22 protein-coding genes, 1 tRNA gene and 1 rRNA gene are annotated in these 23,351 nt (G+C 41.6%); 3 read left to right on the top strand and 21 right to left on the bottom strand.

Annotation, left to right across the window (positions count from 1 at the left end):
• Window positions 1–20 precede the first annotated feature (20 nt).
• From NCCP2331_RS11420 to NCCP2331_RS11410, 3 genes are all read right to left on the bottom strand, one after another.
• Complete coding sequence (locus tag NCCP2331_RS11420) at window positions 21–617, bottom strand: TetR/AcrR family transcriptional regulator (protein ID WP_194841217.1); 597 nt, start codon at window positions 615–617, stop codon at window positions 21–23.
• 1,161 nt (window positions 618–1,778) lie between these two features.
• Window positions 1,779–3,215, bottom strand: coding sequence for a MocR-like pyridoxine biosynthesis transcription factor PdxR (pdxR, locus tag NCCP2331_RS11415; protein ID WP_251670794.1), 1,437 nt, complete (start codon window positions 3,213–3,215; stop codon window positions 1,779–1,781).
• A 244-nt stretch (window positions 3,216–3,459) separates the two neighbouring features.
• Window positions 3,460–3,933: an S-ribosylhomocysteine lyase gene (locus NCCP2331_RS11410; protein ID WP_251670792.1), complete on the bottom strand. Its 474-nt coding sequence runs from the start codon at window positions 3,931–3,933 to the stop codon at window positions 3,460–3,462.
• A gap of 244 nt (window positions 3,934–4,177) precedes the next feature.
• On the opposite strand from NCCP2331_RS11410, the gene NCCP2331_RS11405 reads away from it, so the two are divergent.
• Window positions 4,178–5,509, top strand: coding sequence for a Na+/H+ antiporter NhaC family protein (locus tag NCCP2331_RS11405; protein WP_251670789.1), 1,332 nt, complete (start codon window positions 4,178–4,180; stop codon window positions 5,507–5,509).
• A gap of 864 nt (window positions 5,510–6,373) precedes the next feature.
• Here NCCP2331_RS11405 and NCCP2331_RS11400 read toward each other — a convergent pair.
• The 8 genes from NCCP2331_RS11400 to groES all read right to left on the bottom strand — a co-directional run bounded on the left by NCCP2331_RS11400 (window position 6,374) and on the right by groES (window position 13,359).
• Window positions 6,374–7,144, bottom strand: a complete 771-nt coding sequence (locus tag NCCP2331_RS11400; protein ID WP_153723490.1) for an ABC transporter permease — start codon at window positions 7,142–7,144, stop codon at window positions 6,374–6,376.
• Window positions 7,137–8,069, bottom strand: coding sequence for an ABC transporter ATP-binding protein (locus tag NCCP2331_RS11395; protein WP_251670787.1), 933 nt, complete (start codon window positions 8,067–8,069; stop codon window positions 7,137–7,139). The genes NCCP2331_RS11400 and NCCP2331_RS11395 overlap by 8 nt, the downstream gene beginning before the upstream one ends.
• A gap of 460 nt (window positions 8,070–8,529) precedes the next feature.
• Window positions 8,530–8,973, bottom strand: coding sequence for a protein-export chaperone SecB (locus tag NCCP2331_RS11390; RefSeq protein WP_251670785.1), 444 nt, complete (start codon window positions 8,971–8,973; stop codon window positions 8,530–8,532).
• Between the two features lie 3 nt (window positions 8,974–8,976).
• Complete coding sequence (locus NCCP2331_RS11385) at window positions 8,977–9,372, bottom strand: hypothetical protein (RefSeq protein ID WP_251670783.1); 396 nt, start codon at window positions 9,370–9,372, stop codon at window positions 8,977–8,979.
• A gap of 12 nt (window positions 9,373–9,384) precedes the next feature.
• A complete protein-coding gene (locus tag NCCP2331_RS11380; RefSeq protein ID WP_251670781.1) occupies window positions 9,385–9,963 on the bottom strand; it encodes a hypothetical protein in 579 nt (192 codons plus the stop codon).
• Between the two features lie 263 nt (window positions 9,964–10,226).
• Window positions 10,227–10,496, bottom strand: coding sequence for a hypothetical protein (locus tag NCCP2331_RS11375; protein ID WP_251670779.1), 270 nt, complete (start codon window positions 10,494–10,496; stop codon window positions 10,227–10,229).
• A gap of 890 nt (window positions 10,497–11,386) precedes the next feature.
• Complete coding sequence (gene groL, locus NCCP2331_RS11370) at window positions 11,387–13,027, bottom strand: chaperonin GroEL (RefSeq protein WP_251670776.1); 1,641 nt, start codon at window positions 13,025–13,027, stop codon at window positions 11,387–11,389.
• 47 nt (window positions 13,028–13,074) lie between these two features.
• A complete protein-coding gene (gene groES / locus NCCP2331_RS11365; RefSeq protein ID WP_153723493.1) occupies window positions 13,075–13,359 on the bottom strand; it encodes a co-chaperone GroES in 285 nt (94 codons plus the stop codon).
• A 193-nt stretch (window positions 13,360–13,552) separates the two neighbouring features.
• On the opposite strand from groES, the gene NCCP2331_RS11360 reads away from it, so the two are divergent.
• Window positions 13,553–14,284 (top strand): CPBP family intramembrane glutamic endopeptidase, encoded by a 732-nt coding sequence (locus tag NCCP2331_RS11360; RefSeq protein WP_153723494.1) that lies wholly within the window; start codon window positions 13,553–13,555, stop codon window positions 14,282–14,284.
• Window positions 14,285–14,321: 37 nt separating this feature from the next.
• Here the strand turns inward: NCCP2331_RS11360 and dacB are convergent, their stop codons facing one another.
• The 4 genes from dacB to NCCP2331_RS11340 all read right to left on the bottom strand — a co-directional run bounded on the left by dacB (window position 14,322) and on the right by NCCP2331_RS11340 (window position 17,667).
• On the bottom strand, window positions 14,322–15,812 hold the full coding sequence (gene dacB, locus NCCP2331_RS11355; protein ID WP_153723495.1) for a D-alanyl-D-alanine carboxypeptidase/D-alanyl-D-alanine endopeptidase: 1,491 nt from the start codon (window positions 15,810–15,812) through the stop codon (window positions 14,322–14,324).
• Window positions 15,813–15,942: 130 nt separating this feature from the next.
• The gene (gene tatC, locus NCCP2331_RS11350) at window positions 15,943–16,746 is read right to left on the bottom strand and encodes a twin-arginine translocase subunit TatC (RefSeq protein ID WP_251670774.1); all 804 of its coding nucleotides are present in this window, start codon (window positions 16,744–16,746) and stop codon (window positions 15,943–15,945) included.
• 17 nt (window positions 16,747–16,763) lie between these two features.
• Complete coding sequence (locus NCCP2331_RS11345; RefSeq protein ID WP_153723497.1) at window positions 16,764–16,955, bottom strand: twin-arginine translocase TatA/TatE family subunit; 192 nt, start codon at window positions 16,953–16,955, stop codon at window positions 16,764–16,766.
• Window positions 16,956–17,019: 64 nt separating this feature from the next.
• The gene (locus tag NCCP2331_RS11340; RefSeq protein ID WP_251670772.1) at window positions 17,020–17,667 is read right to left on the bottom strand and encodes a redox-sensing transcriptional repressor Rex; all 648 of its coding nucleotides are present in this window, start codon (window positions 17,665–17,667) and stop codon (window positions 17,020–17,022) included.
• A gap of 153 nt (window positions 17,668–17,820) precedes the next feature.
• Between NCCP2331_RS11340 and NCCP2331_RS11335 the strand changes: the two genes are divergently transcribed.
• A complete protein-coding gene (locus NCCP2331_RS11335; RefSeq protein ID WP_251670769.1) occupies window positions 17,821–19,746 on the top strand; it encodes an ABC-F family ATP-binding cassette domain-containing protein in 1,926 nt (641 codons plus the stop codon).
• A gap of 421 nt (window positions 19,747–20,167) precedes the next feature.
• On the opposite strand, the gene tsaD is transcribed toward NCCP2331_RS11335, so the two are convergent.
• The 6 genes from tsaD to rrf all read right to left on the bottom strand — a co-directional run bounded on the left by tsaD (window position 20,168) and on the right by rrf (window position 23,340).
• On the bottom strand, window positions 20,168–21,190 hold the full coding sequence (tsaD, locus tag NCCP2331_RS11330; RefSeq protein ID WP_251670767.1) for a tRNA (adenosine(37)-N6)-threonylcarbamoyltransferase complex transferase subunit TsaD: 1,023 nt from the start codon (window positions 21,188–21,190) through the stop codon (window positions 20,168–20,170).
• Window positions 21,187–21,639, bottom strand: coding sequence for a ribosomal protein S18-alanine N-acetyltransferase (gene rimI / locus NCCP2331_RS11325; protein WP_153723501.1), 453 nt, complete (start codon window positions 21,637–21,639; stop codon window positions 21,187–21,189). Before rimI ends, tsaD begins: the two co-directional genes overlap by 4 nt.
• A complete protein-coding gene (gene tsaB, locus NCCP2331_RS11320; RefSeq protein WP_153723502.1) occupies window positions 21,632–22,333 on the bottom strand; it encodes a tRNA (adenosine(37)-N6)-threonylcarbamoyltransferase complex dimerization subunit type 1 TsaB in 702 nt (233 codons plus the stop codon). Before tsaB ends, rimI begins: the two co-directional genes overlap by 8 nt.
• Window positions 22,330–22,746: a tRNA (adenosine(37)-N6)-threonylcarbamoyltransferase complex ATPase subunit type 1 TsaE gene (gene tsaE, locus NCCP2331_RS11315; protein ID WP_376776822.1), complete on the bottom strand. Its 417-nt coding sequence runs from the start codon at window positions 22,744–22,746 to the stop codon at window positions 22,330–22,332. The genes tsaB and tsaE overlap by 4 nt, the downstream gene beginning before the upstream one ends.
• A 375-nt stretch (window positions 22,747–23,121) precedes the next feature.
• Window positions 23,122–23,197: transfer RNA gene (locus NCCP2331_RS11310), tRNA-Asp, on the bottom strand.
• Between the two features lie 27 nt (window positions 23,198–23,224).
• A 5S ribosomal RNA gene (gene rrf, locus NCCP2331_RS11305) occupies window positions 23,225–23,340 on the bottom strand.
• Window positions 23,341–23,351: the final 11 nt, after the last annotated feature.

The following is a 23,351-nucleotide window of genomic DNA, read 5'->3' as shown; positions in this document are numbered from 1 at the left end:
GTTCTCAGCTCCTTTTGATATTAATTAGTTGTATCACTATGACCTAAATCATTAAACATACTAATAATGATTTGAGAGGCTAGTTCAATCTGCTCAACCAAGGAATCATTTGTATATAAATTAATACCCCAGAATAAACCATTGCCAAGTAATACAAATTGCTTGATTAAATTGTTAACCTGCTTAGCACTTGTGTGGGGATAATCTTTAAATACTAAATTTTCCAAAGAAACAGTGAGCCACTCATTAAAGCTCAACATATACTCCTGAAGATGTATTTTAATTTCTGGAATAGGTGCTGTTATCAAAGATATATACGAAGACATTTCAACCTTATCAGCTGAATGATGTTCGACAATCGCTTCAAGCATTGCAATAAAGATTTGATCAACAGGTTCATCACGATGATTAGCCAAAGCATTATTCATTGCATGATGATGATTATCCAAAATTTGCTGAAAAGCTTTCAAAAACAAATCTTCTTTATTATCGAAAAAGTAATATATAGAAGCAGCTTTGACTCCAACTTGCTCAGCAATCTTACGCATTGTCGCACCTTGATAACCATGTTTTGAATATTGCAAGAGAGCTGCATTCAATATTTGTTGTTCTGTCAATAGTTTCACCATCCTTTTTTGTTCACCTAACAAGTGTTAAGTGAAATAATAACCCCAATAAACTGAATAGTCAATAGAGATTTAACATTTAATTTAATTCATCAGCTTCGCACTAAATTAATTTCATTCGTTAGTGGATTCAGAATACCTGTTACATACTTTTTTTCGAAAAAAAATCCTTTATAATGGTTTGGAGGCAGTAATGCGTCTCAATCCAAAATAAAGGATAATCTCATATACTTTTTTTTCATATGGTGATCATTCTGCAAAGGCTTAGATTCTTGTGATCGATGCATTTGCAAACTCGAGATACAGAACAAGATAAGCTAATTCATACTCTGTAAAAAAATCAGTACATTGTACTTTCTCCAACACCAGCGAAGGCGCAACTGCGGGGTCGGCCGTGGCTGTGAGACAACTGGCGCGGTCTTTGCCCAGTAGGCTCATAGCGTAAGGCAATCCCCCAGCGCCGAAGCGGCTTTAAACTGCAAACTCACATTTCAATTAGAATCCCCGCAAAGTCGAGAAACGAAACCCGCACATAGTAAATCCACACACTGCCAACATGCACGTAACAGGTTGGCAAGCACATGGTTTGGTGAAAAGCCCTTATTTACACATAATTCTTATCGGTCTCATAATCTATCACCAACCACTGTAATATAAAAGTGGTTGGGTTAAATACCCCCTAATTGGATGGTCTTTAAAAATGGTTTATATTATAGAATGATAATGTAGAGAACGAAGAAATTCATTTCTAAAAGGAGGAAGGCATGAACCTAGCCCTTATTGTCTCAATGATTTTCGTAGTCATCGTTTTAGTTGTCGGAGTAATTTTGACCATATCCGTTGCTAATTCCAGTACTATGCCCGGGAATAAAAGTTACGATAGTAAAAAAAGTTTTTCCGGTTTGCTGTGGGTTTACGTTTTATCAGTGCCAGTCGCTATTATAATAACTCTTGTCGCTATATTTGTATTTTATTAACAACGAAGGGCAGTTCGGGATTAGTGAGAAAGCACATGTTTTTTTAGAGTCTCAGGAACAGTCTAAGCTCCCTGCATGCCGTATAATAATGATACATCTCCCTGTAGACTCTTTGACCGAGGGTAAATTATTTATAGTCGTCCCCTAAATTAGGTTGTCAAAGAATAAAATACTGTTATATCTCATAACTTCTTAGCGCATAGACAAACCTTGAAATGCCTTCTTGTATTGAGGCTACGTTACTTTTTCCATAAGTGAAACGAACGTATCCATTTGTTGAACCCATTACTTTTCCAGGTACAAATGAAACGCCTTTTTTCATAGATGCTTCAAGTAACTTATATTCATCGATTTCATGATTTATTTTACACCATAAATGAATTCCGCCTTGTGGCACCAAATAGGTAACCTCATTTTTCGTTAAACTGTCCAAGGCGGAAATTAGCGCATCCCTTCGCTCCCTCAGTTGAATCCTTAAATTTGAAATATGTTTGTCAAATTGAGGGGAATCTAGAAATTGATTCGCTATCCATTGAGGAAAAACACTATGACCAAAGTCAATTTGCTGTTTGCCATCTGATAAGCGCTCAATCACTTTCTCCGGTCCAATAATCCACCCAATGCGTAATCCTGATGCAACAACTTTTGATAAAGAACTAATGTATACAACATTTTCATTATCGGCCATTGATTTTAACGTGGGTCCAATGCACCCATCGAATGACGTCAAATTATAAGGATCATCTTCTATTATGGGAATACCGTACTTTGATGATAATTCCAATATTCTCTTTCGACGTTCCAGAGACATTTTGGTGCCAGTAGGATTTTGATAATCAGGATTTAAAAAAAGCATACGAATTCGATGTTTTCTTTGCAAAGCTACTATATCATCAGGATTCAAACCATATTGATCAACTGGGAGTAATAACGTCTTAATACCAAACGATTGAAAGATCGGTAAAGAGAATGCATAGGATGGATCTTCAATAGCTACTGTATCACCTGGTTTTAGCAGACATTGAACAATTAGGTGGATTGCTTGCTGAGCACCTGATGTAATCAGTATGGAGTTTGGCTCAACCACCATATTTTTATAGGTATTTACATGTTTACAAATGGTCTCCCGTAATCCCGCATCGCCTAAAGGATGATCGTAACCTAAATGCTTATCAAACGCCTGATCCTTAAGAATCCTGGCGAATTGGATGGTAGGCAGTAAATCTGCTGCAAGTTCCCCGCTTGATAGGTTAATCATTCCTTCCTGTTCAGTTTCATTACGAAGTTTCTGTACCAGCGGAAGATTCGGAAGAAATGAGCCAGCCTCTACATATTTACCCCAATTCGGGATTCTTTTATGAGTAAGTCCCCATATATCTGTATTTATATAAGTGCCGCTTCCTTTTTTTTTGACGATTAATCCAATCGCCTCCAACTCATCGTAAGCAGTCACAACGGTACTCCGATTTATCTGTAACTTTTTTGCTAACTCACGTTCAGATGGCAATGGCTGATCCCGAGATAAATCTCCCGTTATTATCCCATTCTCTATATGATCCGCAAGTTGCCTATACATCGGTTTTTTTAATGAACGGTCTAGCTTAAATTGCATGAAACTCCATCCTTTATTAGTAATTTCCCCATATAATTAATTTCGTATTATTCTTCTATTACGTACCTGTTAACATACCGCCTTTATGTATATTGTATCAAAGTTCTTGGACACTTACGCTCTATCGCAAATACAAGACGTTTTAATTTCGGCAGACGTAAAAACGCCAACCCCGTAAAGGAGCTGGCGCTTTAGTGCGTGTGTACTTGGTACCGAATTATAAAATAGAGCAATCAATTATCCCCTACACTGTTTCGGCAGTTAATGCACGGAATGGGTCGTCGCTTAATCCCGCGTCTACTACTAATTTAGCATATTCTTGGGCAGCGAATAGTGAATGATCTCGATAGTTTCCACACTCTAATGCAGAAACAGCTGGGATATGTTCTGTTTCAATCACCTTTTTAAGTACTGACGTTAATGCCGTCGCAACATCTTTCGGTTCATGTTCATCCCATATGATCATATAAAATCCCGTTCTGCAGCCCATTGGAGAAATATCGACAATCCCTTCTAATTCATCACGCAAATAAGTCGCTAATAAATGTTCTAGTGTGTGTATGGCTGAAGTCGGGATTGAATCGTGGTTCGGCTGCAAAAAGCGTAAATCATACTTCTGCAATACACTTCCTTTTTCATGATGTTCGGTACCCGCCAAGCGCACATAAGGTGCTCTCACTTTCGTATGATCAAGAAGAAAACTTTCAACTACTGCCATTGTTATCATCCTTTCTGTAATTGATAACTAAGTTAACACAGTACTGCCAGTCCTGTAAATGTATTTCATAAATATTTAGAAAAATGCATTATTGTATTGACATGCTATTAGAAGAGAGGTATTATACTCTTTAATTCCGATATAACTAATATGTTTTAGGATGATTGAATCTAAACACATTTTATTTAAAACATCTTGGAAGAATAAGAGTGAGTCGTACAACAAATGAATTGGGGGGATGGAAATGTCCGTAAATGAAGTGAAGAAAGGAAATGCTTTAGCACTTTTACCATTAATTATTTTTGTGGCACTTTTTATTGGTGCTGCTGTTTTAACGAAAGATTTTTCGAATATGCCATTGAATGTGGCGCTTATTATAGCATCAGCTTTCGCTTTATTAATGAACCGCAAAGAGAAATTCGAAAAAAAGATTGAGATATTTACAAAGGGTGCGGGTCATGCGAATATCATTTTGATGGCTGTCATCTTTATATTAGCGGGTGCGTTTGCAACTGTGGCAAAAGGGATGGGCGCAGTAGACTCTACAGTGAACCTGGGATTATCCCTATTACCTGCGAATTTATTAATGGTTGGGCTATTTATTATCGGCTGCTTCATTTCTATTTCTATGGGAACTTCAATGGGAACAGTAGTCGCACTTGCGCCGATTGCAATTGGAATTGCGAGTCAAACGGATATTCCTGCAGCATTGGCATTGGCAACGGTCATTGGCGGCGCCATGTTCGGAGATAATTTATCAATGATTTCAGATACGACAATTGCTGCGGTCAGGACACAGCAAACGAAAATGAAAGATAAATTTAAAGTGAATTTCTTCATCGTATTGCCTGGTGCAATTTTGACATCGATCATTCTCGGCGTCATTACGCGAGGAAACACAGCCCTGGTTACACCTGAACATCAATATAACCTGTTAAAAGTTCTTCCTTATCTCGCTGTTTTGGCAGCGGCACTTGCAGGTGTACATGTGTTAATCGTTTTGATTGGAGGCACGATTTTTGCAGGGGCTATTGGATTGGTTGACGGATCATACAGTTTCGGCAGTTTTTTAGCAACTGTAAGTGAAGGCATTATTGGCATGGAAGATTTAGCTATCATAGCGCTATTGATCGGCGGTCTCGTAGCAATCATTCGGCATAACGGCGGAATCGATTATCTTCTATATACGGTCACAAGTAAATTAAAGACTAAAAAAGGCGCTGAATTTGGAATTGCGGGGTTGGTTAGTGCGGTCGCACTTGCTACTGCGAATAATACGATATCGATTATTATTACAGGCCCTTTGGCGAAAAGCATCGCAGATGAATATGACATTGATCCAAGAAAGTCTGCCAGTTTACTTGATACATTTTCCAGCAGCTGGCAGGGAATTCTTCCTTATGGCGGCCAGATGCTCGCAGCTGCAGGACTTGCTTCCATATCGCCACTCACTATTATGCCATATTCGTTTTATCCGATTCTGATGGGAGGATGTGCAATCATTGCCATTCTGATTGGATATCCAAAATTGCAGAGCAAGACGGCAAAACAAGTTGCGACGGTGCCTGCAGATTAATAAAATTTTGAAGCAAATCGTGAAACGCTCATTATCTGATTTATATATACGCAAAAGTAACCGCCTGTGTTTATATAAGATGAATTAATAAATAAGCATTCTACAAATTACCTAGTACCGTTGATTTCCGTTCCAGGCAGACGCGTGTCTTGCGGGCCCGCGGTGAGCCAACTTGGTCGCTTCGCTCCCCTAAGTTGTCATCACCTGTCGGGCTGATCCTCCCAGAGTCGCCGCCTTGCACTCCAATCAACTGAGTAGATAGAACATAGCTTCCCTATGATGTAAAAAGTTTAATTCAACTTATATAGTTTACAAGGGGTTACTTTTTCTATTGTTTTTAGAATAAGTTCAGGTACGTGCAACTCCTCTGAATCCTTGAAAATACATGAGGTTATAGCTGACTGGATAATCATCTACCTGTCTGAGAAGCATACATGTTTGATACTCACACGGCCCCCCACTGAAAACAAAAAACGTCAATCTCAAATTACGAGGTTGACGCTGTCATATCTATTTCAGAAAGTCCGGCTTATATCATACCGCCCATTCGAATGCTGTTATTATGAAGGGGTATTATATTTTAAACGTTAGCGTATCAAGGTTTCTTGTTAAAGTCTTCTCACAGCTTTTCATGTAGTATCATTTCATTGTTACACTATACCGCTAATGAATAAAATACCTCCATAATGAAGGGTTGGAGACGTACACAGTTTGTACCAGTCTTCCATTATGATTGTGATTAATGTTTCGGCAGAACTTGTATTGAGCCAAGCCCCTGATTAAGGTAACACCCCTACAGCTATCACTAAGGCAGTTTGAATTTGTCACTGCTTTTAAGACTTTGTTGAGTAAGCACAAAAAACGTTAACTTCTCAGCCCACGGCCTTTTTCAATCAGATACCAATTGATTGCATAAAGAGATATGACAAAGAGAAACGAAATGAGAACAGAGAATAAAATCGGAACGTCGACTACACCGAGGATCCCGAATCGGAATCCCGAAATCATATAAACAATCGGGTTGAACTGTGATACAACCTGCCAAAACGGAGGCAGCATCGAGATTGCAAAAAACACGCCGCCTAAGTAGGTTAACGGCTGAAGAATAAACGTAGGAACAATCGACACATCGTCAAATGATTTTGCAAAAATACCGTTCAACAGTCCTGCCAAAGAGAACAAAATAGACGTCATCAAAAGCGTCAAGACGACAATGCTCCAAGAGTAGACTTGCAGCGGAACAAAAAACAGAGAAATAATCGTGACCAGTATCCCCACCAGAATACTTCTTCCCATTCCTCCAATCACAAAGCCCCAGATAATGATATGAGTCGGTACAGGGGCAACCAATAGTTCTTCAATGTTCTTTTGAAACTTTTGTGAAAAAAATGATGACGAGACATTTGAGTAGGAACTCGTGATGACTGACATCATGATCAATCCAGGGACTATAAACTCCATGTAGGAGAATCCTTCCATTTCGCCAATCCGTTTGCCAATCAAATTCCCGAAAATGATAAAGTATAATGAAGTGGTAATGACCGGCGGGACCAATGTTTGGATCCAGATTCTAAGATAGCGGTTCGTTTCTTTGACTGACAAGCCTTTTAATGCTGTAAAATATAGTTTAAACATGTGCATCACCCACCGCAGTTTCTTCTGTAAGTTTTAAAAATAACTCTTCTAATCGATTGGACTTGTTACGCATAGACAATACTTTAATTCCTTGTTCTGTCAATTGGCTAAATACTTCGTTAATCCCTTGATCACGCGCCACTTCCACAGAAAGCGATCCTTCGTCCATGAGTTCACTTTTATAGCCTTCGATTACCGGCACCCGTCCGGAAGTTTCGATGTCTAAAATAATAGTTTCAAACTGGAGCTTAGCCAGCAATGATTTCATACTGGTATTTTCAATCAACTGCCCTTTTTGAATGATACCAATGTTTCGGCACAACATCTCCGCTTCTTCCAAGTAATGTGTTGTCAGAATAATCGTCGTGCCGTTTTCATTCAACTCTTTCAGAAACGTCCACATCTCTCGTCTTAATTCAATGTCCACACCGGCCGTCGGCTCATCCAGAATGAGCAGGCGCGGTTCATGCATCAAGGCGCGTGAGATCATCAGTCGACGTTTCATGCCTCCAGAAAGCTTCTGTGCCTGAACATTTCTTTTCTCCCATAAATCAGACTGCCTCAAGTACTTTTCACTGCGCTTCAATGCCTCTTTTCTTGGCACGCCATAATAACCCGCCTGGTTCAACACAATCTGCTGGACCGTTTCAAAAGGGCTAAAGTTGAACTCTTGCGGGACCAGACCGATCTGCAGCTTGACCTGCATTAAGTGTGTGTCCATATCATAGCCGAAGACATTAACTTTTCCTGATGTCTTATTGACGAGGGATGTCACAATCCCGATAGTCGTAGATTTGCCAGCCCCGTTAGGACCCAAGAGAGCGTAGAAGTCTCCTTCTTCCACTTTCAAATCGATGCCGCGCAAAGCCTCGACACCGCCTGTATAAACTTTTTTCAGATCTTTTATTTCTAATGCATACGTCATTCCTTTTATCTCCTGCCTATCTTTTTAATCAATTGCATGTGAATAGCTATTTGCTAGTATACCACTCCTGTCATGAGCAAAGCTTTATGTATGCATTTTCTATATAATTGCTCCTTACAGAGACATATCGTTTATAAATTAAAAACGCCAACCTCAAGTTAAGAGGTTGACGCTGTAAAATCTATTTTAGACAGAACGACTTACATCATGCCGCCCATCTGTCACCGCTAAAATACGTGAAAACACAATGTACAAACACCTTCAAATCAACGTTTCATTGTTTTACCTGCTAATGAAAACACACGATATTCAACATGAACATGAACAAAACATGAGCAAGAACGAGTGGCTCCATTTCACTGCCGATTATCCGACTATGAGGACTGTCCAGTTTTGGACTATGAAATTTCCGGTATAATAAAAAAAGAGCCAAGGCCCTTGTAATCTATCTGATTCTTATTTAGTTTTCATCTGAATCAAAATTTTTAACTAACGTAACAGCTTCTTCAGTCGCTAACATTTTGGCTACATTAATGATAGGTAAGTTTAAAACTGGAAACTCATTAGACTTCGCAGTTAGTTCAGATATTGTGGACCTAATATACGGAAATAATATTGCTATTGCATTGTTTGTTAAGTATTCTTCAAATCTTAAGCCTTCGCTATCATCTTCTACGAAATCAAATAATCCTTCGATCTCTACTTCTACTTGGAATGGAGAACTTTCATCTTCCAAATCCCCTGTTTTGCTTTTTAATTTAACTAATGCATTGCTTCTATTTTCAGCTATCTCACATTCAAACCCTGTATGAACATTGACTTCTTTAATATTAGGTTTGAAATTATAATTTTTTACATAAGATGCTTTACAAATAATAAAATCATTAAATATTATTCCCGCCATTATTTATGCCGCCTTATCAGTTTTATTGGGTTCATTATTCACTTTCATATAAATGTTATTACCTGTCTGCCCATCATAATTCATTTCCCCGACATTTTTACTGTCCGTACCTGAGTATTTTTTGTATGTTAACTTATTACTCTTAAAGTATTCAACCTCTTTATATTTTAAGTCGCTTCTAATTATCACTTCTTCTGCAGATTTAATAGAAACATCATTCTCTTTAAATGAAATATTTCTTGGCCAATCTATAAAATCTATATCTAATTCAGCGAAATTATAACTGCCCTTATCTTCTTGTTTTTCATTTTCAAAAAAGACACCTGGATTTTTAGAATTAACTTCTACTATCAATCCAAGTTTTTTAGCAGCTTCTACAATTTTATCGTTATCAAACATATTATTACCCCCTCAGAGTACTTTTAATGTGTCAAAGTCTATGATTGTTTGATCGTAAACACTTAGTTGCTTACCTTTATTTAAGATGCCATATTTCTTTGTTCCTTTATACAATTCATCTCGATCAGATTCAAAGGTATATGAGCATGCCTTATAACTTTCTACCTCTACCAGTAAATCCAAAATTTCACACCGAGCTTGATGCTCAGTAGCTGAGTCATCTGTACTTCTAATAAATTTGAAGTTATGTCGTTCAAGATGCGAATTAAATTCAGAGAATTTCCTTTGGCCATCCTCTGTATCCAAATCCAAAAGATCTCTATTATTCAAATTCGCTTCTAAATATAATATTTTTCTAGTTGTATCGACCGGAGATTTACTCGTTCCAATATTTCTTTTAGCTAATTTCCGTGTTTCTTTTGCCCACCATTCAGCTTTAGATTTATCATTTATAAAGAAATAAACACCACTACCTAACCAATGATCATTCCGTTTTTTTATAGTGAATTTACGACTTTTTATGATTTCATCAGAGAAATGTTTTATCGTTCCATGGAAACAGTTAAAACTTATATTATAATCCATTTTCATTCATACTCTCACCCTATATATTAATCAATATATACTAAGAGTACCACCAGATGTTTAAATATGAAACATATTTACCTTAATTTCACAATGTATTCTCTTTTGATTACATTTCTCGTCAATGTATTTCAAGATTTCCCCAACTATACTGTGCATTCATATGACTAATTATAACCATAGTATGTCACTTGCGTCGATAAATATTCATCACAATATTAATTGTGTGTGTACCTGGTACCTAAATTAAACTAAAAATCATCTCGAATTCATTCTTTGTAAAATAATGCAATAAGATATTCCGGATAACCTCTTTCAGTACCGTATATATGTAAGTCTTCGAATGAAAGTGCTAAAATTCTCATTTCACGAAGTTCTTTATTATCACCACTTGTTATCTTAGAATCCCATTTTTTTATAAGATCATTATTTTTTTGGTGCAAGTCTTCTAATATAATTTTTTCATTTTTCTTCTTTGTGTAACGGTAATAATGATAGGCGCGGGGCGGCGAGCCAAGTAATTTAAAGATACCAAACATATCGAAAACTCCCTTCAAATGTATTAAATCTTAATTTACTATCTTTACAGTACATACTAAATGTTAGTTAAACTCTTGGTTATATTTTAGCAGTGGGCTTGATTTGGAAGAAGACGAAATGAGTAAAAAAAGCGGTTCATTAGAGTCGATAAATAATTGTGTGTGCACCTGGTACCTAATTCCCAAAAATGAAAGCCGTCTAATCTTTCAATAGTCTTCCCTTGCTCATTACCTTAATATTAAGAACTAATTGCAGAGATTAATTCTAGGTTGACAACCTATGCTTGCCGAGATGAAAACTAATGCGCTCATTTTAGGTATATTAAAGATAAAATCTAAGTATTTTCTTTTTCAAAGAATACAAAAGACTCAATACCATGTGACATTTCACCATCAATACAGAAATACATAAATAAAAAGATCGGCCCTTCATTGTTCACTTCTAAATTATCTGCTAATATCAATAGCTATTTAGCATTGTCATTAGGAATACTAATTGTAGTAACAAATTCCTTACCTATTTGTTTGCCGCTTTCGTAAGATTTCATCGACGTTTTTGCCCTCCCCTATCTACTTAGCCATGATGCTTTGTGACATAATACTATCTATATGTGTATATCTTTCTGTGGCTAATTGTTTAACTATGTCTATTATATAATTAGCTTATCAACGATAAAGCTCAATATTCTCAAATAACATACGAAGCTAATAATTAACCTAATAAATTCAATGTTCAAAGTACTCGTATATCAAAACCATACCATTTACCTTCTTAGGTTACAATACTTGTAAACATATCAATATTTCGCATGTGTCAACTGATAAGTTCAAAAAACGCCAACCCCAAGTTAAGAGGTTGACGCTGTAAAATCTATTTTAGACAGAACGGCTTACATCATGCCGCCCATTCCACCCATACCGCCCATATCAGGCATTCCGCCGCCCATTCCAGCTGGCTCAGGCAAATCTGCTACAACAGCTTCAGTAGTCAAGAACATAGCCGCCACAGATGCTGCGTTTTGCAGTGCATAACGAGTTACTTTTGTCGGATCTACGATACCTGCTTCTACCATGTTGACCCATGTGCCGTCTGCTGCGTTGAAGCCGATGCCGACTTCTTCACGCTTCAGGCGATCTACTACGATTGAGCCTTCAAGGCCTGCGTTGGTTGCGATCTGGCGTACCGGCTCTTCAAGTGCACGAAGTACAATCTTGACGCCTGTTGCTACGTCGCCTTCTGTCTCTTCAAGCAATGCTTCTACTTGTTTGTAAACATTCACCAGTGCCGTACCGCCACCGGATACGATTCCTTCTTCGACTGCCGCACGAGTAGAGTTCAATGCGTCTTCGATGCGAAGTTTGCGCTCTTTCAACTCTGTTTCAGTAGCTGCTCCGACTTTGATGACTGCTACGCCGCCAGCTAATTTAGCCAGACGCTCCTGCAATTTCTCTTTATCGAATTCAGAAGTTGTTTCTTCAAGCTGTGAACGGATTTGGCCTACACGTGATTCGATTGCATTCGTGTCACCGCTTCCTTCAACGATTGTTGTATGATCTTTTGTTACAACGATTTTTGCAGCGCTTCCCAATGAAGTCAGGTCAGCAGATTTCAGATCCAGTCCAAGATCTTCCGTGATCACTTGGCCACCCGTCAAAACTGCAATATCTTCAAGCATTGCTTTACGGCGATCGCCGAATCCAGGAGCTTTAACAGCCACTGCATTGAATGTTCCGCGTAATTTATTGACAACTAGAGTAGCAAGCGCTTCGCCTTCTACATCTTCTGCGATAATCAATAATGGTTTTCCTTGCTGAACGACTTGCTCAAGCACTGGAAGAATTTCCTGGATGCTCGCAATTTTCTTGTCCGTGATCAAGACATACGGATTGTCCAAAACGGCTTCCATCTTGTCTGTATCTGTTGCCATATATGCAGATGCATAACCGCGGTCGAATTGCATACCTTCTACTACGTCAAGCTCTGTAACGAATCCTTTAGACTCTTCAATCGTGATGACACCGTCGTTGCCGACACGCTCCATTGCCTGTGCAATCAACTCACCGACTTCTTCATCTCCTGAAGAAATTGCTGCAACCTGTGCAATTTCCTGCTTGCTTTCGATTTCATCCGAAACGCCCTGCAAACCTTCCACTGCTGTGACTACTGCTTTTTCGATTCCTTTACGGATGCCGACAGGATTAGCGCCTGCAGTCACGTTTTTCAAACCTTCGCGGATCATTGCCTGTGCAAGAACCGTTGCCGTTGTTGTACCGTCCCCTGCGATTTCATTCGTTTTGGAAGCAACTTCAGCTACAAGCTTCGCGCCCATGTTTTCGAATGCATCTTCGAGTTCGATTTCTTTCGCGATTGTCACACCGTCATTTGTGATCAATGGTGATCCGAATTTGCGCTCTAATACAACGTTGCGTCCTTTTGGTCCGAGTGTTACTTTTACAGCGTCAGCCAATGTGTCTACACCGCGCAGCATTGCCGTGCGTGCTTCTTCGTTGAATTTAAGTTCTTTAGCCATTTATATAATTCCCTCCTGAGTTTATATTGATTTATTTAAAGGTTTTATTAGCCGATAATTGCTAAGATGTCGCTTTCACGCAGAATCAAATATTCTGTTCCTTCATATTTCACTTCAGTACCTGAGTACTTGGAGAAGATGATGCGGTCTCCTTCAGTTACTTCCAATTCTACTCGCTGTCCGTTCTCAAGAACACGGCCTGTACCAACAGCAATTACTTTTCCTTCTTGCGGCTTTTCCTTTGCAGAGTCTGGCAGGACAATGCCGCTTGACGTTTTTTCTTCTGCTTCGATTAGTTCGATTACGATACGGTCACCTAGTGGTTTCAACAAATGAAACAACCTCCTCGAGATATTGGTTTATTTATTTTTCTTAGCACTCAGTAATAGCGAGTGCTAACACAACTCTTATCTTAATGAATTCCAATAAAAATTGCAAGTAAAAGCGTTCGACATTTTCTTCTTTTGCCAAACCTCTTTTTTCGCGTTAAAATGGTCATCAGATATAGATGAAAGGTTGTGCACAGTGAAAAACTGGGTCGTTGCGTTAATACTCTTTATTACGTATGTTGTTATGCAGATTGGCAGTATATTTCTGGCACCGGTACTCCTCTTGTATTTCACGGAGTTGGGGCTGCCAAAGGTGGAGGCCATTTCTCACGCTTTTGCTTGGACATTGTTTATCGTCAATACGATTGCGGCAATTATCTTCGTGATCATTTTAATTAAGAATAAAAAATTCATTCCAGTATTCAAAGGAAAGCCTGCTCATTTTGGTCAAGTACTTCTTTGGGGAATCCTTGGATTTTTCCTGGCAATGGCCGGTCAGATTCTGGGTGCTGCGATCGAGTCGCTGTTCGGCGTTACGGCAGGCTCAGAAAATACGGAACTGCTTTCGAATATTGCAAAGACAGCTCCGATTATTATCTTTCCCATGGTTCTGTTCGCACCGTTCCTTGAAGAAATCGTGTTCCGGCGTATTTTATTCGGAGGCCTCTACACGAAGACAAACTTCTGGATCGCTGCGATTGCGAGTGCGATCGTCTTTGCCGCTGTGCATAACGAATTGCAGCATCTGCTCATGTACTTGATGCCTGGACTCGCCTTTGCGTTTGTCTATTACAAAACAAAGCGTTTGCTCACGCCGATGATCGCGCACTTCCTGATGAATGGTTTTGTGACGGTCGTTCAATGGAACGCGGATAAATTGCAGCAGCTGCAGGATATGCAGCAGAGTATCATATCATTCCTAATGTAAAAAACTCCCCTTGCAAATTTATGCAAGGAGAGTTTTTTTATTGTGCCGCCATTACTTGTACCATCTTATCGATATCCGGTCTGGCAGTCGTTCTCGCGCCTTCTGTCAGGATACTGAAGATGAGATCTTCACCGTTCTTCGTTTTCACATAACCGGACAATGCGTCTGTATGATTCAGCGAACCAGTTTTAGCCAGCACTTTCCCCCGTACCAGAGGGCTTGTCAGACGGTTGCGCAATGTCCCGCCAAGCATGCGGTCATTTACACCGGATACCGGCAATGAACGCTCAAACGCCGGATACCATGGTTTAGACTGCACGGCAAATAATACTTCTGAAATTTTCTCGGATGGAATTTTGTTTTTATGCGACATACCGGACGCATCTTCCAAGTAGATCCCTTTTGTATTGATTCCTTCTTTTTCGATCGTTTCCTTCATTACCCGGATACCTGCATCCCAGCTGCCTTGGTTATATACTTTGCGTCCCATCGACTTCGCAAGGATTTCGGCATGAGAATTATTGCTGAGTTTCATAAATGGCATCATTAAGTAATACAAAGACATCGACCGGTTCGAGGCTAGCACCTGAGCATTTGCCGGAGTCTTGCTGCGGGACACTTTTGCCGTCTTGCTCAGGCTGATGCCCTGCTTTGACAGCGCGCGCATGAAGACATCCGCAGTATAGGCGCTGGGATTCGAAACCGTCACCCACTGGCGTTTGCCGTTCGAATTAACGGGCAAGTTGCCTGAAACGACAATCGTATTCGTTCCGTACTGCCGTGTCATCGAAACCGTATTGGGCTTGTTTTTCGGAACCGTGCGTGTACGGTTTACTATTTCGACGATATTCGTATGCGGCGTCAGTGTGACTGCAGCCGGTTTGCCGTTTTTCGTTGGTTTGGCTTCCACAATGGTGGTGCCTGAATCATAATCTTCATTCGGCGAGATGGTCAGCGCCGAAATCTGTGCTGCGTAGTAATGCGTTTCGTCAGATTTATAGATTCCGGGAGAAAGACGCTTTGTGTCGAACCACGTATCGTCCGCCACAATATTTCCTGTGACGGATTTGATGCCCGACTGGCGCAGTTCTTTTGCCATACGCTGCAGATCACGTTCCATTAATGTCGGATCGCCTGTTCCGCGCAAATATAAATGGCCGTTCAGCACGCCGTTTTTCACCGTTCCGTTTGTTAACACATCCGTCTCGAACGTATAGTTCTCTCCTAATACTTCAAGAGCTGTTGCAGCTGTCAGAACTTTAACATTTGACGCTGGTGTCACGCCCTGATCAGAACGATATTGATAGACTACTTTATTTGTATCTGCTTCTCTGACGACCACACTGCTCTTTGTGCCGCGCATGCGCTGGCTTGTGATCACCTGATTGATTCCTGCTTCTAAACCTTTATAGGACTGCTCTGCTGCAGCCGCTTGACCTCCTATAAAAGGAGTGTACATACTCGCCGTGACTAAAATTGCACCCAATACCCATTTACTCAGCCGTTGCCGAGTCTTTTTCGTGTTCATTGAAATACATATCCTCCCAATCTCGTTGTCTTTGCTAGTTTACCATAGGCTATCTTCCAAAAGAACCCGTCCCTGACAATTGTCATGACAAATTAAAAAAGTCCCCTTGCGTATGCAAGAGGACGGGCATTTATTGTTCATCTGTACGGTTCAGCACTTCGTCAATCTGACGCTGCTGTTCTGCTTTTGCTTCTTCGAGCAGCCGCAGACGTTCCGCTTTTTCATACTTCCGATAACCCAGACGGGAAATCACGATGCTGATCTCGTAAAGGATAAATAACGGAACTGTCACAAACAGATGCGATACGATGTCAGGAGGTGTAATGAAGGCAGCCAATACAAACAAGCCGAAATATGCGTACTTCCGCACCTTCACCAATGTTTTAGGTTCCAGCACTCCCAGACGGGACAGGAACAGGATGACGATCGGCAACTGAAAAACGAAGCCGAACGGCAATAAAATAGAAAAAAGAAACGAGAAGTATTCGTTGATGCCGATGGTCTGTTCAATATTTAATTGATCGGACAGATTAATCATAAATTTCATGATATACGGCAGCAGCACGAAATACGAAAAGCTGATTCCCCCAATAAACAGGAGAAAAGCGAAAGGAATGTACGACAGTGTAACTTTTCGTTCCAGCTCGCGAAGGCCTGGTGAGATGAACGCCCAGAACTGATACATGATGACCGGTGAAATAATGACGATCGCCAGAAACACAATGACCTTCAAATAAATCACGACCGGATCAATGACGTTAAATGCATTCAACACCACTTGTTGCGCCGGTGTATCATATTGTATGAAGTGAATGAGCGGCTTCGCGAAGAAGAAACCGGCAATCACGCCGACAATAAAGAAAACGACGATTACCATCAGCCGTTTTCGCACTTCATCTATATGTTCAATGATCGTTAAGTTTTTATCCGCCATCAGACTAACACCCTAACTTACCGCACTTCTTCTTTCTTGTCTTCGATCTTCTTTACGTCGTCATCGTCGTCAGCAAGACCTTTTGTTGCGTTTTTGAATTCACGCAATGAAGAACCGAATGCTTTACCGATTTCAGGTAACTTCTTAGGACCAAATATAAGCAATGCGATAACCGCAATAATTAACAAACTTCCAATGCCTGGAGCCATGATTGGTCACCTCCTCATAATATGTCTATTCTACACGAAAAGCCTTGTATTTGCTATTGCCGTGTCACTTTATTTGTGAATCTTTTACGTCATTTTTAATCAGGTAAATCAATGTCTGCAGCTCACCGGAAAGATCGATGCTCTGGATGCGGATGGTGTCCGGCACCGCCAGCCGCTCGGGAGTGAAATTCAATATCCCTTTCACGCCGGTCTGCGCGAGACGGTCGGTCAGTTCCTGCGCCACTCTCTTCGGTACAGTCAGAATCACCATTTCAATCCCGAGCTCCTGAATTTTCTCTTCCAGCCGTTCAGGCGGATAAATAGGGATATGATTCTTTTCTTCCCCTTCGTACGGTGCCTTCGGATCAAATGCCACTACAATTTTTGTGTTATGAATCTTTTGGAAATTATACTTCAGAAATGCATTCCCGAGACTCCCCACCCCGATCAGCGCAACATTGGCGCCTTCATCCTGATCAAGTGTCTCACGGAAGAACTGCAGTAATGAATCGACATCGTAACCGTAACCTTTACGCCCGAGTGCGCCAAAATGTGAAAAGTCTCTGCGGATTGTTGCCGCATCGATTTTCATGGCTTCACTTAATTCGCTCGATGAAATGCGCTGTACTCCAGCGTCTGCGTAGTTTCGTAAAAATCTATAGTATAAAGGCAATCGTTTCGTCGTTGCCTGCGGAATTCTATGTTTACCCACTGCTTTTTTTACCCCCAGTGTTGCTCCTTGACACCTCTTCAGAAAGAGGTTAGAGCACTTTTTATCGTACAGGAGAACACGGTCATTGTAAAGCCGATTATTGCATGGTACCGTGGATTCCATTAAACTTAAAAGAGAATAGAGGTGTGGGGCTTGATTATTTTACAAGTGAATGGATTGACCAAGTCTTTTTCAGGCACGGATTTGCTGGAAAACGTGCGTCTTGAGGTACAGCATCGGGACCGCGTAGCACTGGTCGGACGAAATGGTGCCGGAAAATCGACATTATTGAAAATCATAGCAGGAGAACTGAATGCCGATGAAGGCGATATTATCATTCCGAAAGGTGTGCAGGTCGGATATTTGGAGCAGCACAGCGGAATTAATTCGGAACTGACGATTTGGGATGAAGTGATGACCGTGTTTATCCCATTACGGCAAATGGAAGCACGTCTGCGTTCTCTCGAGCAGCAAATGGCCGATCCTGCTGTCTATGAGGACACGGACAGCTATACACGTGTGATGACGGAATATGATGAACTGCAGGTGTCGTTTAAGGAAGCGGGAGGTTATCAGTTTGAGGCGGATGCCCGTTCTGTTCTTCACGGCATGCGGTTTTATCCAGAGGACTTTGAAAAACCTGTTCATCTTCTGTCGGGCGGTCAAAAAACCCGTCTTGCACTGGCGAGAATGCTGCTGAGCAAGCCTGATCTTCTGATACTCGATGAGCCGACGAACCATTTGGACATCGAGACACTGAACTGGCTGGAGCGTTATTTGTCAGCTTACGAGGGAGCTATATTGATCGTTTCACATGACCGTTATTTCCTGGACAAAGTGGTGAATACGGTTTATGAAGTGTCCCGGCGCAAAGTGACAAGGTACAGCGGCAACTACAGTGCGTACCTGGATGAAAAAGCGAAGAATTATGAACGTGATCAAAAGATGTTCGAACAAGAGAAGGATGAACGGGCAAAGCTCGAGGAATTCATTCAGAAGAATATTGCACGGGCTTCGACTTCTAAAATGGCAAAGAGCCGGCGCAAGCAATTGGAGCGCCGGGACTGGATGGATTCTCCTGACGGCGATGAGAAGTCCGCCAATTTCTCATTTTCATTGGACCGGCCGAGCGGCAATGATGTGCTGTCCCTCGATGATGTGAAGATTGGATACGCAGAAAAACCTGTGTCACAGAACATTGCATTGCGTGTCTATAAAGGAGACCGGGTCGCTTTCGTCGGACCGAACGGCGTTGGTAAATCGACTCTCTTGAAAACGATCGTCAAGCGCAATGAGCTGCTTGGCGGAGAGATTCGCTACGGCACCAACGTGCAATTTGGTTATTATGACCAAAACCAGGCAACGTTAATCGGCTCAGGCACTGTTCTTCAGGAAATCTGGGATGACTGGCCTATGATGAATGAAAAGGATATTCGCTCCCTGCTTGGACGCTTCCTGTTTACGGGGGATGATATCGGGAAACTCGTCACTTCTCTTTCAGGCGGAGAAAAAGCACGGCTTTCATTGGCCCGGCTCATGCTCGAGAAATCCAACACACTGATTTTGGACGAGCCGACGAATCACTTGGACCTGGACAGCAAGGAAATCCTTGAAAATGCGCTGGACGACTTCCCGGGCACTATCCTTTTTGTATCGCACGACCGCTACTTTATCAACCGGCTCGCGACGAAAGTCATCGAACTGAGCGAAGACGGCGCAGTCGAATACTTAGGCGACTATGACTACTATATTGAAAAGAAAATCGAAATGGCAGAAATTGCAGCTGCGACAATGGTAGAACAGCGGGCCAAGGAACCGGCTGTTAAAAAGGAAGTTGCCGGCAAGGAGTTTCAGCGGCAGGAACGCAGACTGACGCGGGCCATCGCTGAAATTGAGAAGAAACTCGAGCAGTTTGATACAGAAATGAGCAAGTTGCAGGAACAGCTGCTTGATCCCAATCTTGCCAATGACCATGTGCAGCTAATGGATATACAGAAGCAAATCGATGCAATCCAGGCAGAACATGATCTGCAGGAAGAAGAATGGCTGACATTGCAGGAAGAAATCGAAAATTTATAAAGTCGGGGCTGTCGATGAAAGTTCATTTATGAATTTCTGTCGGCAGCTTTTACTTTTCTCTGAAAAGGTCAAAGCATGCGTTCTGCCGAGAATCTTTTTAGACCGCCATAATCCCCCTAAGTAACTCTATTCATCTGAAAGTCTCCTACAAATTCCGCTTCAATTCTCCACAATCTTTTCCACAGATGAAATCGCGTTTTAAACATATATGCACATAGTTATAAACATTATCCACAGTTTGTCTATAAAAAATCCACAAAGTTATACAAAAATTAAAGGGGCAGTTAGCGCATCTTTTGAAACTTACCCACATCTTATCCACGGAATGTGCATAAGTACGAATGTTCTCTATTGACAAACGCAAAATTGCACAACAAAAAAACACACATTTTGCTGAATTTTAGCAAAATGTGTGTAACTATCACTTATTCCAAGAAATCAGGTCCATTCCAGGCCGTCCATTCATCGCAGAATCACTTCGCACTCCACTTTTCCACATTTCATAGCCAGCTGCAGCAATCATCGCAGCATTATCTGTGCATAACGCAATGGCAGGTACGTAGAATGGAATATTCTCTTTCTCAAGTGCTTCTGTCAGTGAGCTTCGCAAACCTTTATTGGCTGCCACCCCGCCTGCTGCAATCACTTGTTTTACCCCAAATTCTCTTGCCGCTCTGACGGTTTTCGCGGTAAGAACCTCAACAACGCTTTCCTGAAAACCCGCCGCGACATGATGCGGATTGATTTCGCCGCCTTTTTGTTCAATATTATGCTTATAATTAATAACCGCAGACTTTAAGCCGCTGAAACTGAAGTCATAGGAATCTGCCTCCAGCCAAGCGCGCGGGAACTCTATACTTCCGTCACTCTCCGAAGCCAGTCGATCCACATGCGGTCCGCCCGGATACTGAAGGCCGAGGACACGCGCCACTTTATCATAGGCCTCTCCTGCTGCATCATCACGCGTTTCTCCGATTAATTCAAAAGAGCCATGTGATTTCATGACAACCAGTTCCGTGTGACCGCCTGAAACGATTAGTGCCAGCAGCGGAAACTCCATTAGATGGAGTAATTGATTTGCATAAATATGGCCCGCAATATGGTGCACACCGATTAGGGGCAGCTGATTAGCAAACGCAAAAGCCTTTGCTGCATTGATCCCAATTAATAACGCCCCCACAAGACCTGGTCCCTCTGTTACCGCTATAGCTTCCAAATCACTTGGCACAAGACCAGCTTGCGAAAGAGCCTCTTCGATCACCCGTGTAATCTGCTCCACATGCAATCGGGAAGCAATCTCCGGTACTACACCGCCAAATTGCTTTTGCTGCTGTATTTGTGACGAGACAATATTAGAAATAATCTCCGTGCCATTTTTTACAACAGACGCTGCGGTTTCATCACAGCTCGTTTCGATACCTAATATATAATGATCTTTCTTCATTCGAATTCCACCCACATCACGAGACCGTCTTCATGGTCATCCGTATAATAGTTCTTCCTGATGCCGCCTTCTTGAAAACCGAGTTTTCGATAAAGCGTCCGTGCCGGTTCGTTACTGACACGAACCTCAAGCGTCATAGTCTTCACTTCATTCAGTCTGCATAACTCCATCGCCTGGCGCATGAGATCTTCACCATAGCCTTTCCCGCGCGCTTTCGAACGGACAGCGACATTTGTTATATGGCACTCATCCAGTACAATCCACATGCCACAATGTCCAATAATCTCACCGTCTAACTCCGCTACGATATAATGAGAATAAGCGTTGCCCGTCAGTTCATGCTCAAAGATTTCTTCTGTCCAGGGAGTAGCAAACGATTCACGTTCAATATCTGCTACCGCATGAATATCCGCCGCAGTCATCTTACGAAATACAACTTCCTCACTCATGTAAAGGCCCCTTTTTCACCAAGTTGGCTTCAGCCTCCGTAATCCGCTTATACTGCGGTGTAAAAGCATGTACTGACTCCGCTTCATCTTTACCCATGGCTAATAAAACAGCAGAAGATGCACGCGGTACATTCATCGCGAATGAAGCAAAATGGGCCTGCTTGCCAAGATGTTGCTGAATCACTTCTTTATGGATCTTTACATCTTCCCCAATGATGAGAACAGGCTCTCCTAGCTTGGCCAAACGACCGAGGAGATCTGCAAGGGAACCATGCTGATCTTCTTCTACAGCAGTCAACCCTTCTTCCTCTGCACGATAGACAGCAGAATAGACATTGGACCTTCTTGCATCGATCAACGGACAGATCAGCCCGTTAAACAGCTGTCCGTTTACCGCGAGTGTCTGCAGACTGGAAACACCGTAAAGCGGCTTATTCAATGTCCACGCAAGTGTCTTCGCTATGGTGACGCCAATACGGACACCTGTATAGGAACCGGGACCTTCCGAAACAGCAATTGCATCTATGTCAGCCGGTACAATAGAAGCTTTTCTGCACGCTTCTTCTACAGCCGGCATCGCACGCAGCGAGTGATTCACTTTCATCATACTCGATTCTTCTATAAGCAGCACATCATCCTTAACGATTGCTACCGATAACGGAGAATTCGCTGTGTCTATACCTAACCATATCATTTGAAAATCTCCTCACATATATGCGTAAATCGTTCACCTTTTGGCGTCAGCTCAATAGTTCTGGCATTTGGTCCAGTTTGACGGATCACCATATCCAACCGCTGTTCAGGCAGTTCATTTTGAATAAACTGAGCCCACTCTACAATAGAAATTGCGTCGCCATAAAACAGCTCGTCCCAGCCCAAGTCTTCCTCACTGTCGGCCAGACGATACACATCTAAATGGTTTAAGGGATAATTCCCTTCATATTGTTTTATAATCGTGAAGGTTGGACTGCTGACTGTTCGGGTAACACCGATAGATTTCGCCAGCGCCTTGGAAAATGTCGTTTTACCTGTTCCCAGTTCGCCTTCGAGCGTCAGAACATCCGGCGGTTTTAAATAGCTTCCAATTTCAGCTGCCAGTGCTTCCATTTCTTCAACTGATTTAATATCTTTCTTCCACACAGCCAACGCACCCTTCTTTTAGATCATCTATATACTAGTGTACAGAAAAACACAAAATAATTAAAGAGAAGATGACGCGCTCCTAAATACCATGTTAACTATTTTTCTCAACAAACGCGCCAAAACAGAATTTTAGCGAGCGATACTCTGCCTTTAACGCACCAAACTCAAAATTCACCGCACCTTTCAACTGCTTCTGCGAACCAAACTCTCCTGCAAACGAGCCAAAGTAGAATTTCTGCGCACCAAAATGACTTTATAACATGATAAGCAAGCGAAATAATTATTAAAAAAAAAAAAACGATTTCGCCGTGTAGGCGAAATCGTTGGAATGTTAAAATATGGCGGTCCCGACGGGAATCGAACCCGCGATCTCCTGCGTGACAGGCAGGCATGTTAACCGCTACACCACGGGACCATGAATTTTTGCAAAAAAAAATGAACAGCCCAGCAACGTCCTACTCTCACAGGGGGAAACCCCCAACTACCATCGGCGCTGAAGAGCTTAACTTCCGTGTTCGGTATGGGAACGGGTGTGACCTCTTCGCTATCGTTACTAGACTGCATTGAGT

It is taken from the genome of Sporosarcina sp. NCCP-2331 (assembly GCF_023707945.1).
Taxonomy (GTDB): Bacteria; Bacillota; Bacilli; order Bacillales_A; family Planococcaceae; genus Sporosarcina; species Sporosarcina cascadiensis.
The sequence above is the reverse complement of the archived record's forward strand: the minus strand, read 5'-3'. Positions and strand labels throughout refer to the sequence as shown.

Coding starts and splice junctions, on each gene's coding strand:
- pdxR (WP_251670794.1), bottom strand. CDS start 3,215: ATGCAATTTAAGCTAGACCGTTCATTAAAAAAACCGATGTATAGGCAA.
- NCCP2331_RS11375 (WP_251670779.1), bottom strand. CDS start 10,496: ATGTTTGGTATCTTTAAATTACTTGGCTCGCCGCCCCGCGCCTATCAT.
- NCCP2331_RS11395 (WP_251670787.1), bottom strand. CDS start 8,069: ATGACGTATGCATTAGAAATAAAAGATCTGAAAAAAGTTTATACAGGC.
- NCCP2331_RS11410 (WP_251670792.1), bottom strand. CDS start 3,933: ATGGCAGTAGTTGAAAGTTTTCTTCTTGATCATACGAAAGTGAGAGCA.
- rimI (WP_153723501.1), bottom strand. CDS start 21,639: ATGAGTGAGGAAGTTGTATTTCGTAAGATGACTGCGGCGGATATTCAT.
- tsaD (WP_251670767.1), bottom strand. CDS start 21,190: ATGAAGAAAGATCATTATATATTAGGTATCGAAACGAGCTGTGATGAA.
- tatC (WP_251670774.1), bottom strand. CDS start 16,746: ATGGCGGATAAAAACTTAACGATCATTGAACATATAGATGAAGTGCGA.
- groL (WP_251670776.1), bottom strand. CDS start 13,027: ATGGCTAAAGAACTTAAATTCAACGAAGAAGCACGCACGGCAATGCTG.
- NCCP2331_RS11405 (WP_251670789.1), top strand. CDS start 4,178: ATGTCCGTAAATGAAGTGAAGAAAGGAAATGCTTTAGCACTTTTACCA.
- NCCP2331_RS11385 (WP_251670783.1), bottom strand. CDS start 9,372: ATGTTTGATAACGATAAAATTGTAGAAGCTGCTAAAAAACTTGGATTG.
- tsaE (WP_376776822.1), bottom strand. CDS start 22,746: ATGGAAGCACTGGCAGCTGAAATTGGAAGCTATTTAAAACCGCCGGAT.
- NCCP2331_RS11390 (WP_251670785.1), bottom strand. CDS start 8,973: ATGGCGGGAATAATATTTAATGATTTTATTATTTGTAAAGCATCTTAT.
- NCCP2331_RS11345 (WP_153723497.1), bottom strand. CDS start 16,955: ATGGCTCCAGGCATTGGAAGTTTGTTAATTATTGCGGTTATCGCATTG.
- dacB (WP_153723495.1), bottom strand. CDS start 15,812: ATGAACACGAAAAAGACTCGGCAACGGCTGAGTAAATGGGTATTGGGT.
- NCCP2331_RS11380 (WP_251670781.1), bottom strand. CDS start 9,963: ATGAAAATGGATTATAATATAAGTTTTAACTGTTTCCATGGAACGATA.
- tsaB (WP_153723502.1), bottom strand. CDS start 22,333: ATGATATGGTTAGGTATAGACACAGCGAATTCTCCGTTATCGGTAGCA.
- NCCP2331_RS11400 (WP_153723490.1), bottom strand. CDS start 7,144: ATGTTTAAACTATATTTTACAGCATTAAAAGGCTTGTCAGTCAAAGAA.